Raw genomic sequence first — 14,269 nt, forward strand, 5'->3', positions numbered from 1 at the left:
GAGAAGGCCGATCTGATGGACGCCATCTATCGCGTCGACGGCAATCATGTCGTCACCAGCCCGCATGCTGCGGGTCCGTGGAATGAGACGATGCAGCACGGCTCGGCGCCATCGGCGCTGGTGACGTGGTTGGCCGAACAGATGCCGACCGCAAGTCCAATGCATGTGACGCGTGTCACCATCGACTTGTTGCGGCCGGTGCCGGTGGCGCCGCTCACTTTCGAGACGGAAGTACTGCGCGAGGGTCGCAAGATTCAGCTGTGTGGCATTCGTCTCATGGCGAACGGCACCGTCGTGGTGCGTGCGACGGTGCTGAAGATCAGGACGGAGGCACAGCCGCTGCCGCCAGAGGTCACTAATCCGCCGGTCACGGTGCCGCCGCCGGATCAGGGCGGATTGCTGGAGCCGCGTTACGCCAGCAGTCCCTTCGTCACCGGCATGACCATTCGCGCCGTGCGCGGCGGCTTCCTGTCGCTGGGGCCGGGCGCGATCTGGTACCGGGCCAACCGGCCGATCGTCGAAGGCACCGGCCTCTCGCAGGTGATGCGTGCGGTGATCGCGGCCGACTTCAGCAACGGCTCGTCGCCGGTGCTGAGTTTCGACGACTGGACCTTCCTGAATGCCGACCTCACCGTGAGCCTGTCGCGTCCGCCGGTGGGCGACTGGATCCTGCTGGACGGGGAGAGCTGGATCGGGCCGGATGGCGCCGGTCTTGCTGCATCGAAGCTCGCCGATATCGATGGTTATTTCGGCCGGGCAGTGCAGAGCCTGGTCATTGAGAAACGTTGACGACCGCGCTTTTTAGAATTTTTGTCCTGGACAGGGAACCGATTGATATTGCCCCGGTTATCGCGCGTCAGGGGGCAGTATGAGTTCGACGCACGTGCAGGACGACAAAGCCAGGACCGGCATCTGGGGATTGGATAATATCCTCTCCGGCGGATTCTCCCGAGGTCACATTTTTCTTGTCGAAGGCGCGCCGGGGACAGGCAAGACCACGGTCGCGTTGCAGTTCTTGCTGGAGGGCGCGCGGATCGGAGAGAAGGGTCTCTACATCACGCTATCCGAGACGGATAGTGAGTTGCGCGATGGCGCAGCGTCCCATGGCTGGATCCTCGACAAGAGCATTGAAGTTTTCGAACTCCTGCCGCCGGAAAGCCTGCTTGACGAGGATCAGCAACAGAGTCTGCTCTATTCGTCCGACCTCGAACTCGGTGAAACCACCAAGCAGATATTCGAGGCGGTGGAACGCACCCAGCCGAGCAGGGTCGTCTTGGACAGCCTGTCGGAAATCCGGCTGCTAGCGCAGAGCTCGTTGCGTTATCGCCGCCAGATACTGGCTATCAAGCATTACTTCGCAAAATTCGGCACGACGGTGATGCTGCTCGACGACCTCACGGCGGAAGTAGCCGACAAGACAGTGCACAGCGTCGCGCATGGCGTGCTGCGGCTCGAAGAGCTGGCGCCCTCCTACGGCGCAGAGCGTCGGCGTGCGCGGGTGATCAAGTATCGCGGCGTCAAATTTCGCGGCGGCTACCACGATGCCACCATCACCACGGGCGGCCTTAACGTTTTTCCTCGGCTGGTCGCATCCGAATTCCGCAACAGCATGGATCGCAAGACCAAGTCGAGCGGCATTGCGCAACTCGATCAACTGCTCGGTGGCGGGATCGAGACCGGCTCCAGCACATTGATTCTCGGGCCCGCGGGCACCGGCAAATCACTCACTGCGATCGTCAATGTGGTCGCAGCGGTGAAGCGCGGCGAGAAGGCCGCAATGTTTATCTTCGACGAGGAGCTCGGACTGCTGTTCGATCGCATGAAGGGGATCGGAATCGATCTGCCTGCCATGCAGGAAAGTGGGCATCTGTTTGTCGAACAGGTCGATGCCGCTGAATTGTCGCCGGGTGAATTTGCGCATCGCGTCCGTCGTCAGATCGACGAGCACAACATCAAGACCGTCGTGATCGACAGTCTCAATGGCTATCAGGCCTCGATGCCGGAAGAGAACTCGCTGATCCTGCACATGCATGAGCTGCTGCAATATCTCAACCGCAGGGGCGCAGCGACCTTCATGACGGTGGCGCAGCACGGCCTCGTTGGCGATATGAAGGCGCCGGTGGACGTCACCTATCTCGCCGATACCGTGATCCTGCTCCGTTACTTCGAAGCAAGCGGCAGCGTTCGCCGTGCTATGTCCGTGATCAAGAAGCGAACCGGTGCGCATGAGTCGACCATTCGCGAGTACCGGATCGACGGGCGAGGCCTCACGATTGGCGCGCCGCTGAGCGAATTCCAGGGCGTGTTGCGCGGCGTGCCCATCTACAACGGTCAAAGTTCTCTGCTTGAGGGATCCTCGGCGTGAAACCGGGGCGTTCCTCCGAGCGCGCTGTCATCCTTGCTCCCACAGGGCGCGATTCTGCAGTGGCTGCGGCCTTGATCCGCGAGGCCGGTTTTTACGCGCAGCCCTGCGCGGATTTTCCGACGCTGCTCGACGAGATCAAGGGCGGCGCCGGCGTGGCTGTCATTGCTGACGAGGCGATCAAGACCGTCGATCTGCGCGGCCTCGGCAGCTGGCTGCATGATCAACCGTCGTGGTCCGATTTCCCGATCGTCCTGCTGACGCGGCAGGGTGGGGGTCCCGAACGCAATCCGGATGCCGCGCGACTCGGACAGTTGCTCGGCAATGTGACGTTCATCGAGCGCCCGTTTCACCCGACAACCCTGATTTCGATCGTCGGTTCGGCCGTCCGCGCGCGCCGGCGTCAATATCAGACGCGTGCCATTCTCGAAGATCTCGGCGACAGTCAGGGGCTGCTGCAGACGGCGCTCGATGCGGGACGGCTCGGCACGCTCGAACTGCATCTGCCCGAACTTCGGCTTGAGGTCTCGGATACGACCAAGGCATGCTTCGGCCGCCGGCCGGATCAGTCATTCACGTTCAGCGAGTTGCAGGCCGCGGTTCATCCCGATGATCGCGAGCAACGCCAGCAGGCGCTCGATGCGACGCTGATGGCCGGCGCGGATTACAATGTCGAATACCGCAATATCTGGCCGGACGGCTCGGTGCATTGGGTCGAGACGCGCGCGCGCATGGTCCGTGGGCCTGACGGCAAGCCGAAAACGCTGGTCGGCGTCTCCGTCGATATCACGGCGCGAAAGTCTGCCGATATCGATCGCGACAACTTGCTGGAGCAGTTGACGGCGGAGCGGTCCGCGCTTGCCGAACTCACGGCGACACTCGAACAGCGTGTCGAGGAACGCAGCAACGACCTGATGAAGGAAGTTGCGGCGCGCGAGAAGGCGCAGGACCAACTGCGCCAGGCGCAGAAGATGGAGACCATCGGCCAGCTCACCGGCGGCGTCGCGCATGACTTCAACAATCTGCTGATGGCGGTGATGGGTAATCTCGATCTGCTGCGCAAGCGGATGCCGGATGATCCGCGCCTGAAACGACTGGTCGATGGCGCCATGCAGGGCGCCGAGCGCGGCGCCTCGCTGACGCAGCGGCTGCTGGCCTTCGCGCGGCAGCAGGATCTGAAAGCGGTGGCCGTCGATCTCGGTGCGTTGGTCCGCGGCATGAGTGATCTGCTTGAGCGCTCGCTCGGGCCGCGCGTGGCGCTGCGTCTCGATATTCCCGACGATCTGCCACGGGCGCAGATCGATCCCAATCAGCTCGAACTCGCCATCCTCAATCTCGCGATCAATGCGCGCGACGCCATGCAGGACGGCGGCTCCATCGATATCAAGGTGAAGAAGCATAGGGTCGGCAAGGGCGACCCGATTCTGAAGCCCGGCGACTATCTCAAGGTGTCGATCATCGACAATGGCGCCGGCATGTCGCCGGAGACGTTGAAGAAGGCGATCGAGCCGTTCTTCTCGACCAAGCCGGTCGGCAAGGGGACTGGTCTCGGTCTGTCCATGGTGCACGGTCTGGCCGTACAGCTCGGCGGCACGCTCGATCTATCGAGCGTCGTCGGCAAGGGAACGACGGCGACCCTCGTGCTGCCGGTTACCGACAGGAAGCCGGAGGCGGCTGATACGGCCAATGTCATGCGCCATGCCGCGCGCTCTGCCGTGATCCTGTTTGTCGATGACGATCCCCTCATCGCGATGTCGACGACGGAGATGCTGGAGGATCTCGGCCATCGCGTGATCCCCGCGAATTCAGGGCGGCATGCGCTGGAGATTCTGAAAAGCGACGAGCCGCTCGATCTGATGATGACCGATCACATGATGCCCGGCATGACGGGCATCGAGCTTGCGGCCTATTCCCGCGAAATGCGGCCGTCGCTGCCGGTCCTGCTCGCTACCGGCTATGCGGATTTGCCCGAAGGCGCTCAGCTCGATCTGCCGCGGCTTGCCAAGCCTTATCATCAGGATCAGCTCCGGGATCGGCTCGATCAACTGCTGGGCTGAGCCCACTCCGGCCGGGGTGGTATCAATCTGCCAGCGGTGCAGCAAAATTAACCATTCATTAAATCCTGTGGAACCAACAATGCCCCGATCGGGAATCAACCGATTCAGGGGCCATCATGGATATCGAAGCCTATTTCGCGAAGACGCCGGCCACGATCGAGGAGATCAAGGCACGCGTGGCCGCAGCTTTCGGCCGTCATCCGCTGTGCCGCGAGGTGCAGTTCGACATCGTCAGCACGCCCCGCGCCGGAAAGGGCGCGAACTGGACCATCAGCATGCAATCGGTCGCCCCGGATGCGCTGTGGGAAGCCTCCGATATCGTGAGCGATATCCAGGAAGCCTATGTTCTCGCCAACGCCGCCTGAACCTCTGTGAGTATTATCGCACCGTTCTGGTATGGTTAGGCCATAATTAATCTCCATTTGTGAGGACAGGTACCTCTGGTGGTCCTGAATTTCGGAGACTGGCTTGACGCGTGCGCTGACCCTTCTTGTGCTGGGCTGCCTGTTGCTGACCGGCGTGGCTGTTGCGAGCATCCTCGGTCGCGATAGCATCCCATCGCTGTCGCTGTCATATGACGACAGTGCCGCGCAAAATTCGGTCGCGGTGTCGCGCGGACCGGTTTCCAATACGCAAGGCAAGAAAGACAAGTTGCCATTGGCCGGCGCCACGATGGCGTCGCTCGATCCGCAGCAGGTCCCGAGCGTCGACGGCAGTCCGTTGCGCCAGGCCTTTGCATCCGACAGTCCGATCGAAGTGCCCGGTTCGACGGTGCTTGCGCCGATCGTCGTGCCGCAGCCGACCGCCAAGCCAAAGGCTGCTGCCAAGCCGGTGCAGAAGACCTATACGCTGCTCAGCGATGCGCAGATTTCGGCGATCAAGACCCGGCTCAATCTGACGGCGTCGCAGGAATCGTACTGGCCCGGCGTCGAAGCGGCGCTGCGCAACGTGGCGCGCAGGATCCACGAGACCAAACAGGCCAGTCCGTCAGCCGGCGCGCCGCCGATCGATCCCGATAGCGACGAGGTGCAGCAGCTCAAGTCCGCTGCGATGCCGTTGTTGTTCCAGTTGCGTGAGGATCAGAAGCGCGAAGTCCGTGCACTGGCGCGCATGATCGGACTCGAAAAGGTCGCGTCGGCGATCTGACCCCTGTCATATACCGGCCGCATCGGTGACGCCGGACTGTCACAACCCGTAACAGACAAATTGTCGCGCCTGTCATCCGGGCTTCGCATCCGTGGTGCAGAGATTAACGCCTCTTAACCTGTAACGGGGGCGTTTCATGACCGATTTCACTGCCAATCAATCCATTTCCGGAGGCGCGGCTGTTGAGCCGGCCTCGCGGCCCAATCTCGACAAGGGCTTCAACCCGCTGACGATGATCCTGTTTTTCGGGATCCTGGCGGCTGGCCTCCTGTTCGTCGCCTACAGCATCTATGTGGACGTCAATGCCACCGGCACCCGCGTTACCAGCTACCTGCCTTACCTCCTGCTGTTCGTGGCGCTGCTGATCGCGCTCGGCTTCGAATTCGTCAACGGCTTCCATGACACCGCCAATGCGGTGGCCACGGTCATCTACACCCACTCGCTGCCGGCGGAATTCGCCGTGATGTGGTCGGGCTTCTTCAACTTCCTCGGCGTGTTGTTCTCCACGGGCGCGGTGGCTTTCGGCATCGTTTCGCTGCTGCCGGTGGAATTGATCCTGCAGGTCTCCAGCGGCGCTGGCTTTGCCATGGTGTTCGCGCTGCTGATCGCCGCGATCATCTGGAATCTCGGCACCTGGTATCTCGGCCTGCCAGCCTCCAGCTCGCACACCCTGATCGGTTCGATCATCGGCGTCGGTATCGCCAATGCGCTGATGCGCGGCCGTGATGGCACCTCGGGTGTGGATTGGGGCAAGGCCACCGAAATCGGCTATGCGCTGCTGCTGTCGCCGCTGTTCGGCTTCGCCTGCGCCGCCATCCTGCTGCTGGTGCTGAAATTCCTCGTGCGTAACCCTGCTTTGTACGCAGCACCGGACGGCAACAAGGCACCGCCGTTGTGGATCCGCGGCATCCTGATCGCGACCTGCACCGGCGTGTCCTTCGCGCATGGTTCGAATGACGGTCAGAAGGGCATGGGCCTGATCATGCTGGTGCTGATCGGCACCGTGCCGACCGCCTATGCGCTCAACCGCGCATTGCCGGAATCCCGTGTTGCCCAGTTCCAGGTCAACTCCATCGCGGCCGCAAAGGTGATCGCAGCCAAGGGTGCCGGCCATAGCATCATCGGCGATCCCCGTCCGGCGGTGACTACCTATGTCTCGCAGCGCAAGATCAGCGAAGGCACCTATCCGTCGCTCGCCGTTCTCGTGCAGCAGGTCGGCGATCAGGTTCGCAGCTACGGCACGCTCGACAAGGTGCCCGCGGAATCCGTCGGCAACACCCGTAACGACATGTATCTCGCATCGGAAGCCATCCGCTTCCTGATGAAGGACAAGGAAAACGACCTCAACAAGGAAGATGTCGCGACCCTCAATGCCTATAAAGGCTCGCTCGATGCCGCGACCAAGTTCATCCCGGATTGGGTGAAGATCGCCGTGGCCATCGCACTCGGCCTCGGCACCATGGTGGGCTGGAAGCGCATTGTCGTCACCGTCGGCGAGAAGATCGGCAAGACGCATCTGACCTATGCGCAGGGCGCTTCGGCCGAACTCGTGGCTGCGGCCACCATCGGCGCGGCCGACGTGTTCGGTCTGCCGGTCTCGACCACCCACGTGCTGTCGTCCGGCGTCGCCGGCACCATGGCGGCGAACGGTTCGGGTCTGCAGATGGCCACCATCCGCAACCTGCTGATGGCCTGGGTGCTGACGCTGCCCTGCGCCATCATGCTCTCGGCCTCGCTCTACGTGCTGTTCAGCCAGTTGTTTTGAGAACGGATGAGGCCGCTGCGGAAACGCCGCGGCCTCGCTTTTTTGCACGGTCGAAAGAGAGGCCCGCGCCGTTAATGCGCGGGCTTTTTCTTGTGGGGTAAGTACCCTTCGCCGTCATTGCGAGCGCAGCGAAGCAATCCAGAAGGAAAAAGCGAGGATTGGATTGCTTCGTCGCAAGAGCTCCTCGCAATGACGGGGAGGGGCCGGCGCTGAGCTTTTGTGAGAAGCGCTGCTGCCTCTACGAACTGCTCTCGCGATGCACGTCGTGCACCACGATGCCCTTGCCTTGCTCCGGCAGCGCCAGCCAGTCGCGGCGCTTCAATGTGCGGCGGGTATCGTCGAGGCCGCTCTGCCAGTGTTCGCGCATCGAGGTGGCCGAGAACTCGTGGTCCTTGGAATCGCCCTCATAGGCCTTCTGCTGATAGATCATTTGCAGGATGGTGATCTCCGGCAGATCCGACAGGCTGTCACGCCGCGCGCGTTCCTCGTCGCTGAGCTGGTCGTCGGGAATGCGCTGCAAGACCTTGTAGAGCTCCGACTTCAGATTGTTCATGCGTCGGTAGATGTCGGTGTTGTGGCGGGTGCGGGACGAATAGACGATGTCCTTGTGCCGGGCCAGAACCTCCTGGATATCGCGGGGCAACACACCGCGGGCGCTGAACAGGTCGACCTGGAAGACCAGCGAGTTCATCTTGTCTTCCTGGTCTAGCAGGTGCTGCAGCGGCGTGTTGGAGACGATGCCGCCGTCCCAGAAATGATCGGTGCCGATCTTCACCATCGGCAAAGCTGGCGGCAGTGCGCCTGATGCCATCACGTGCTCCGGCGCGATGACTTCCTTCTTGTTGTCGAAATACAGGAAGTTGCCGGTGATGACGTTGACCGCGCCGACTGCGAAATGGGTCTTGCGCGAGTTGATGAGATCGAAGTCGACCAGTTCGAGCAGGGTGTCGCGCAGCGGCGAGGTGTCGTAATAGCTTGTCGCCGTCTTCGCACCGGCCGGGCTGAACCACGGATTGACCTCGTGCGGCTTGAAGAAGCCGGGCTGGCCGAGGGTCGTGGTCATGAACGAGCTCGCGAGATTGCGGGCCTTGCGATAGACGTCGCCGTCCGGTGTATAGTGCCAGACCTTGCGGGCGGTGATGCGGTCCCAGAAGATCTGCAGCTTCTCCAGCCGGTCTTCCGGTGGATTGCCGGCGATGATCGCCGAATTGATCGCGCCGATCGATACGCCGCACACCCAGTCCGGCTCCATGCCTTGCTCATGGAGCGCCTGATACACCCCGGCCTGATAGGCGCCGAGGGCGCCGCCGCCCTGCAGCACCAGTGCTACACGATCGCAGTGGTCAGGGCGCCAGCCGGTCTCGGCCGTCATGTCTGAATCGGGTATCCGCGCATCCATCTGGGTGTTCTCCTCAACGATCACATGAAGTTGGCGGCAGAATTCAGATGAGCAGTGACGGCGTTGTGACAAATAGCAAATTCGATGAATGCGCGTCAGCCCATGAAGCGCGTCACGCGGCTGAAGGAAATTCCTCATACCGCCGTCAAACAGGATCGCTAGCAAAGAAGCAGATATTAACGTTTGCTTACGAAGGGTTGCGCCCATGCTGTCTGGAAAGTCCGCCATCATCACCGGCTCGACCAGCGGCATCGGCCTTGGCATCGCGCGCGGCCTTGCAGCCAGCGGTGTCAATATCGTGCTCAACGGCTTTGGTGATGCCAATGAGATCGAGGCGATCCGCAGCGAGATCGCCGACAGCCATCAGATCCGGGTGCTGTATAGCGGCGCCAACATGGCCGACGGCAATGACATCGCGGCGATGATGGCGCAGGCGGAACAGGAATTCGGCGGCGTCGATATCCTGGTCAATAATGCCGGCATCCAGTATGTCGCGCCGCTCGAGGAATTCCCGGTCGAGAAGTGGGATGCGATCGTGGCGATCAACCTGTCGAGTGCGTTTCACACTACACGTCTCGCCATCCCCCACATGAAGGCGAAGTCCTGGGGCCGCATCGTCAACATCGCCTCGGCCCATGCGCTGGTGGCCTCGCCGTTCAAGTCGGCCTATGTCGCAGCCAAGCACGGGATTGCCGGGCTGACCAAGACGGCGGCGCTGGAAGTCGCCGAACATGGCATCACCGTGAATGCAGTATGCCCGGGCTATGTGATGACACCGCTGGTCGAAAAGCAGATCCCGGAACAGGCCAAGGCGCGCGGCATCACTGAACAGCAGGTGATCTCGGACGTGCTGCTCGCCGCCCAGCCCACCAAACGTTTCGTGACCGTCGAAGAACTGTCCTCGGTCGTCAATTTCCTCTGCACCGACCACGCCCGTTCGATCACCGGCATCACGCTGCCAGTCGATGGCGGGTGGACCGCGCACTGAGTTTAAACCAGCGATTTCACACCCAAGGAGTTTCCGATGCGCCAGGAAGACATCCTCCGTTTGCCGTCGATGCCGATGGCCGGCCCGAGCTATCCCGCCGGTCCCTATCGCTTCATCAATCGCGAATTCCTCGTCATCACTTATGAGACCGATCCGGACCTGATCAGGATGGGTCTGCCCGAGCCGCTGGAACCGATCGAGCGGCCGATCGTGCATTATGAGTGGATCAAGATGCCGGATAGTTCAGGCTTCGGCAGCTACACCGAGACCGGCCTCGTGATCCCCGCACGCTTCAAGGGCGAGGACGTCAACTTCGTCTCGCAGATGTATCTGGACGATGATCCGCCGATCGCTGCCGGGCGCGAGATCTGGGGCTTCCCGAAGAAATACGCCCATCCGAAACTTGAAGTGGTCAAGGACACGCTGACCGGCACGCTGGAATATGCCGGGCAGCAGGTGGCCATGGGCACGATGGCCTACAAGCACGGCGCCATGGCCGGCAATGGCGAAGCGACGCACGCCACGCTGTCCAAGACCCAGATCAATCTGAAGCTGATCCCCGGCGTCGATGGCAGCGCGGAAGTCTGTCAGCTGGTGGCGATCAACCTGACTGATATCACCGTCAAGGGTTCGTGGTTCGGCCCGGGCCGTCTGCATCTGATCCCGCACGTCAACGCGCCGGTCGCCGACTTTCCGGTGCGCCGCGTGATCGGTGCGCATCATTTCCTGGCCGATCTGACTTTGCCTTATGGCCGTGTCGTCCATGACTACAACAAGCAGAGCGCCGCACTCGCTGAAGCCGCCGAATAGAGCATGATCCGGAAAAGTGGAAACCGGTTTTCCGAAAGATCATGCTCAAAACAAAGAGATGAGATGATGGTCCGATTTTTCTAATCGGATCATCATCTCATCTCGGCTGACATATCCCTGTAACAAGGGTGTCATTAAGTGCCTGCGGCGGACTGACACAGTCGGAGAGCCGCAGGCAGATATTTTATTTTTTTGGTGGCGCATGCGTCTTGCGTGGCGTGAAAAACGGTGGGTGTCCGATGCAGCTTGAAGTGCCGGTCACATCTGCAGAGGTGACGTCCATACCAGGCGTGCCTGATCTGATTCCGGGCCTGGTCTGGGCCTTCCGCATCCATTCCGACGGCAAGCCAGAGCCGTTGCCGGTCGATGCCGGCATCGATCTCGTCCACGGCGGGTTGCTCTGGCTGCATTTCAACCTGACTGACGCGCGCGCGCTGCAATGGCTAGCGCAGATCTCATTGCATGCGCCGGAGCAGGCCCGTGCCTTGTTGCTGTCCAAGGACACATATCAGCAACTCCATGCCACCGATGACAGTATCTATGGTGTGATCTCGGACCTGTTGCGCGATATCGACGAGGCGACCGAAGACACTGGTTATCTGCGCTTCGTGATGACCGAGCGCTTGCTGATCAGCGGCCGGCATCACGCGCTGTGTGCCGTTGATGCCACGCGCCGTTCGCTTGAGCAGGGCCAGCGGGTCGACAGCATGGCCGCGCTGCTTGAGACGATCGTGGAGAATGTTGCCGACACCATGGACGGCGTCGCCGACAGTTTGGCGATATCGCTCGACGAGATCGAGGAGCAGGTGGTCTCCGGCGACTCCCGTGACATGTTGCAGAAGCTCGGCCGTCTGCGCCGGACCTGCGTGCGGCTGCATCGGCAGCTCTCCGGGCTGCGCATCGTGTTTCAGCGGCTTGAGGCCAAAGGTCAGCGTGAGTTGAAACCGTCTCTGCAACTGCGTGCCGGCAAGCTGGCGCAGCGCCTCGACGGGCTGGATCACAACGTCGTCGAGATGCGCGAGCGCAGCCGGCTGTTGCAGGAAGAACTGCATCTGCAGATCGAGGAACGCGGCAATGAAAGCCTTCGCGTTCTTTCAGTGCTTACCGCGCTTCTGCTGCCGCCGACGCTCGTCACCGGCATCTTCGGTATGAACACCAAGGGACTGCCGCTGACCGATGTCGAAACCGGATTTCTCTGGGCGGGCGCACTGATATTGATTTCGTCAGCATCGGCCTATGCCGTGATGAAGCGCCTCAAGATCATCAGGTAGCTATCATGGCTGGTGTGTTTTCGTGCTGGATGGTCCGTGCGATGATGGCGGTCGCCGGCCTTGTCGCCTGTGGCACGATCTCGCTGTCATCGGCGCATGCCGGCGATTGGCGCGATAATGGCCTGAAGCCGATCAATGACCGGCTCGCCGAATGGGGTGTGGCGCTGTCAGCCACTTACATCGGCGAGGCGCTCGGCAATGCGTCCGGCGGCATCCGGCGCGGCGCCATCTATGAAGGGCGTTTCGATTTTGGCGTCGATGTCGATCTCGACAAGGCGGTTGGCTGGAGCGGCGCGACCTTTCACGCCAATGTCTATCAGATCCACGGACCTGGCCTGTCGCGCGACTATATCGGCAATCTGATGCTGGTGAGCGGCATAGAAGCGCTGCCGGCGACGCGGCTCTATGAATTCTGGATCGAACAGTCGCTGTTCGGCGGCAGACTGCTGGTGAAGGTCGGTCAGCAGCCATCCGATATCGAGTTCATCGACAGCAAGTATGACGATATCTTCGTCAATTCGGCGCTGGGCTGGCCCGGCATTACCGGCGTGATCCTGCCGGCGGGCGGACCCTCGCCGCCACTCGCCGTGCCGGGCGTTCGTTTCAAGGCCAGTCTGTCGGATGCGTTCACGGCCTATCTGGCGGTGTTCAATGGCAGTGCGGCAGCGCCCGGTCCGAATGATCCGCAGATCGCCAACGCGCATGGTCTTGCATTTCGCGTCAACGATCCGCCGTGGATCATCGGGCAACTGAAATACAGCTACAAGCTCGGGCCGTCTGAGCTGCCGGGGTCAATCACCGGCGGCGGCTGGGTGCATCTCGCCGAATTTGATGACGAGCGCTGGACCGCACAGGGCCTGTCGCAGGCCGATCCGGCCGGCACCGGCGAGCCGCTGATGCGGCGCGGCAATCGCGGCGTTTTCGCCGTTTACGAACAGCGACTCGCTTTCAGTGCACTCGGCCCGGACAAGGGCATCGGCTTCTTTGCACGCACGTCGATCAGCCCGTCCGATCGTAATCTGATCAGCTTCTATCTCGATGGCGGCATTCAGGTGTCGGGTTTCTCGGCAGAGCGGCCGGATGACAGGTTCGGAATCGCGATGACTTATGCGCGTATCTCGGATGGCGCGCGCGAGCTCGATCGGGATGTGCAGCTTTTCACCGGAATTCAATCGCCCATCCGCGATTTCGAAGCCGTGCTGGAAGTAACCTATCTCGCTGCGGTCGCGCCGGGTGTCGCGGTGCAGCCGGTGTTTCAATATGTGATGCATCCCGCCGGCGGCGCCGTCGATCCCAACGATGCCACGCAGACAAAGCGCATCAAGGACGCCGCGGTGTTCGGCGTCCGCACCACCATCAATTTCTGAGATGTCTCAGCCGGTCGCTTGAGCCGGCGTCTTGGTGAGACCCGCAGCCGCCTCGGCGATCATCTCATAGGACTTGAGCCGCGTGGCGTGGTCGTAGACGTCCGAGACGATCATCAACTCATCCGCGCCGGTCTCCTCGACCAGCGCGGCGATGCCGGCGCGAACCGTCTCCTTCGAGCCGATGATTGAACGCCGCAGCATGCCCATGGCCTGCATCTTCTCGGCTGGCGCCCAGTAGGTCTCGATATCGTCGATCGGCGGCGCGCTTAGCCCGCGGGTGCCGCGGAACATGTTGGTGAACGACATCTGCTGCGTGGTCCATAACCGCTTGGCTTCGGCATCGGTGTCGGCGGCGATGATGTTGACGCCGACCATCGCATGCGGCTTCGTCGACTGTTCGGAGGCTTCGAAGTGCTGGTGATAGATCTGCAGGGCCTGCAGCAATTGGTCGGGCGCGAAATGCGAGGCGAAAGCGTAGGGCAGGCCGAGCGCCGCGGCGAGCTGCGCGCCATAGGTCGAGGAGCCGAGAATCCATAGCGGCACGTTGGTGCCCGCGGCAGGCACCGCCTGCAGGCGCTGGTTGGGGCCGGCCGGGGCGAAATAGGCCTGCAGCTCCTGGATGTCCTGCGGGAAATTATCGGAATTCTGCAGCGAGCGGCGCAGCGCCCGCATGGTCATCTGGTCGGTGCCGGGTGCGCGGCCGAGGCCGAGATCGATGCGGCCGGGAAACAGCCGCGCCAATGTGCCGAACTGTTCGGCGATGACGATGGGGGCATGGTTCGGCAGCATGATCCCGCCGGCACCGACGCGAATGGTTTTGGTCCCCGCTGCGATATGGCCGATCACCACCGAGGTCGCCGCGCTGGCGATGCCGATCATGTTGTGATGTTCGGCGACCCAGAAGCGCTGATAGCCCCAGCGCTCTGCATGACCGGCGAGATCCCGGGAATTGTCGAGCGCGCCGCGCGCATCGGTGTCCTGGGTAACGCGGACGAGGTCGAGGATCGAAAGTGCGGTCATGACGGGGCTCCCATTGCCCTTGCCATGTGGGCATGGCTGGGGCGGATTGCCAGCCGGTTGCGCGGCCGGCATGGCAGCCCGGCG

At 62.0% G+C, this 14,269-nt stretch carries 12 protein-coding genes; 10 read left to right on the forward strand and 2 right to left on the reverse strand.

What is annotated here, in order from left to right; translation table 11 throughout:
• The first annotated feature begins 15 nt into the window (after positions 1-15).
• From AB7951_RS01330 to AB7951_RS01355, 6 genes are all read left to right on the forward strand, one after another.
• On the forward strand, positions 16-789 hold the full coding sequence (locus AB7951_RS01330; RefSeq protein WP_120287312.1) for a thioesterase family protein: 774 nt from the start codon (positions 16-18) through the stop codon (positions 787-789).
• Between the two features lie 79 nt (positions 790-868).
• On the forward strand, positions 869-2,365 hold the full coding sequence (locus AB7951_RS01335) for an ATPase domain-containing protein (protein WP_120287311.1): 1,497 nt from the start codon (positions 869-871) through the stop codon (positions 2,363-2,365).
• Complete coding sequence (locus AB7951_RS01340) at positions 2,362-4,419, forward strand: ATP-binding protein (protein ID WP_120287310.1); 2,058 nt, start codon at positions 2,362-2,364, stop codon at positions 4,417-4,419. Before AB7951_RS01335 ends, AB7951_RS01340 begins: the two co-directional genes overlap by 4 nt.
• Before the next feature lie 116 nt (positions 4,420-4,535).
• On the forward strand, positions 4,536-4,784 hold the full coding sequence (locus AB7951_RS01345) for a hypothetical protein (protein WP_068729285.1): 249 nt from the start codon (positions 4,536-4,538) through the stop codon (positions 4,782-4,784).
• A 103-nt stretch (positions 4,785-4,887) separates the two neighbouring features.
• Entirely contained in the window at positions 4,888-5,565 is a 678-nt protein-coding gene (locus tag AB7951_RS01350; RefSeq protein ID WP_120287309.1) for a hypothetical protein, read from the forward strand.
• 136 nt (positions 5,566-5,701) lie between these two features.
• Positions 5,702-7,330: an inorganic phosphate transporter gene (locus AB7951_RS01355; RefSeq protein ID WP_089267659.1), complete on the forward strand. Its 1,629-nt coding sequence runs from the start codon at positions 5,702-5,704 to the stop codon at positions 7,328-7,330.
• A 238-nt stretch (positions 7,331-7,568) separates the two neighbouring features.
• On the opposite strand, the gene AB7951_RS01360 is transcribed toward AB7951_RS01355, so the two are convergent.
• Entirely contained in the window at positions 7,569-8,702 is a 1,134-nt protein-coding gene (locus AB7951_RS01360; RefSeq protein ID WP_309942578.1) for a patatin-like phospholipase family protein, read from the reverse strand.
• A 232-nt stretch (positions 8,703-8,934) separates the two neighbouring features.
• Between AB7951_RS01360 and AB7951_RS01365 the strand changes: the two genes are divergently transcribed.
• The 4 genes from AB7951_RS01365 to AB7951_RS01380 all read left to right on the forward strand — a co-directional run bounded on the left by AB7951_RS01365 (position 8,935) and on the right by AB7951_RS01380 (position 13,165).
• Positions 8,935-9,717, forward strand: a complete 783-nt coding sequence (locus tag AB7951_RS01365; RefSeq protein ID WP_120287308.1) for a 3-hydroxybutyrate dehydrogenase — start codon at positions 8,935-8,937, stop codon at positions 9,715-9,717.
• Between the two features lie 36 nt (positions 9,718-9,753).
• A complete protein-coding gene (locus AB7951_RS01370) occupies positions 9,754-10,527 on the forward strand; it encodes an acetoacetate decarboxylase (protein WP_120287307.1) in 774 nt (257 codons plus the stop codon).
• A 239-nt stretch (positions 10,528-10,766) separates the two neighbouring features.
• A complete protein-coding gene (locus AB7951_RS01375; protein ID WP_120287306.1) occupies positions 10,767-11,798 on the forward strand; it encodes a transporter in 1,032 nt (343 codons plus the stop codon).
• A 5-nt stretch (positions 11,799-11,803) separates the two neighbouring features.
• On the forward strand, positions 11,804-13,165 hold the full coding sequence (locus AB7951_RS01380; RefSeq protein ID WP_439061969.1) for a carbohydrate porin: 1,362 nt from the start codon (positions 11,804-11,806) through the stop codon (positions 13,163-13,165).
• 6 nt (positions 13,166-13,171) lie between these two features.
• Here the strand turns inward: AB7951_RS01380 and AB7951_RS01385 are convergent, their stop codons facing one another.
• Positions 13,172-14,185: an LLM class flavin-dependent oxidoreductase gene (locus AB7951_RS01385; RefSeq protein ID WP_120287305.1), complete on the reverse strand. Its 1,014-nt coding sequence runs from the start codon at positions 14,183-14,185 to the stop codon at positions 13,172-13,174.
• Between the last annotated feature and the right edge of the window lie 84 nt (positions 14,186-14,269).

The sequence above is a fragment of the Tardiphaga sp. 285_C5_N1_2 genome, from assembly GCF_052076065.1.
GTDB lineage: Bacteria > Pseudomonadota > Alphaproteobacteria > Rhizobiales > Xanthobacteraceae > Tardiphaga > Tardiphaga robiniae.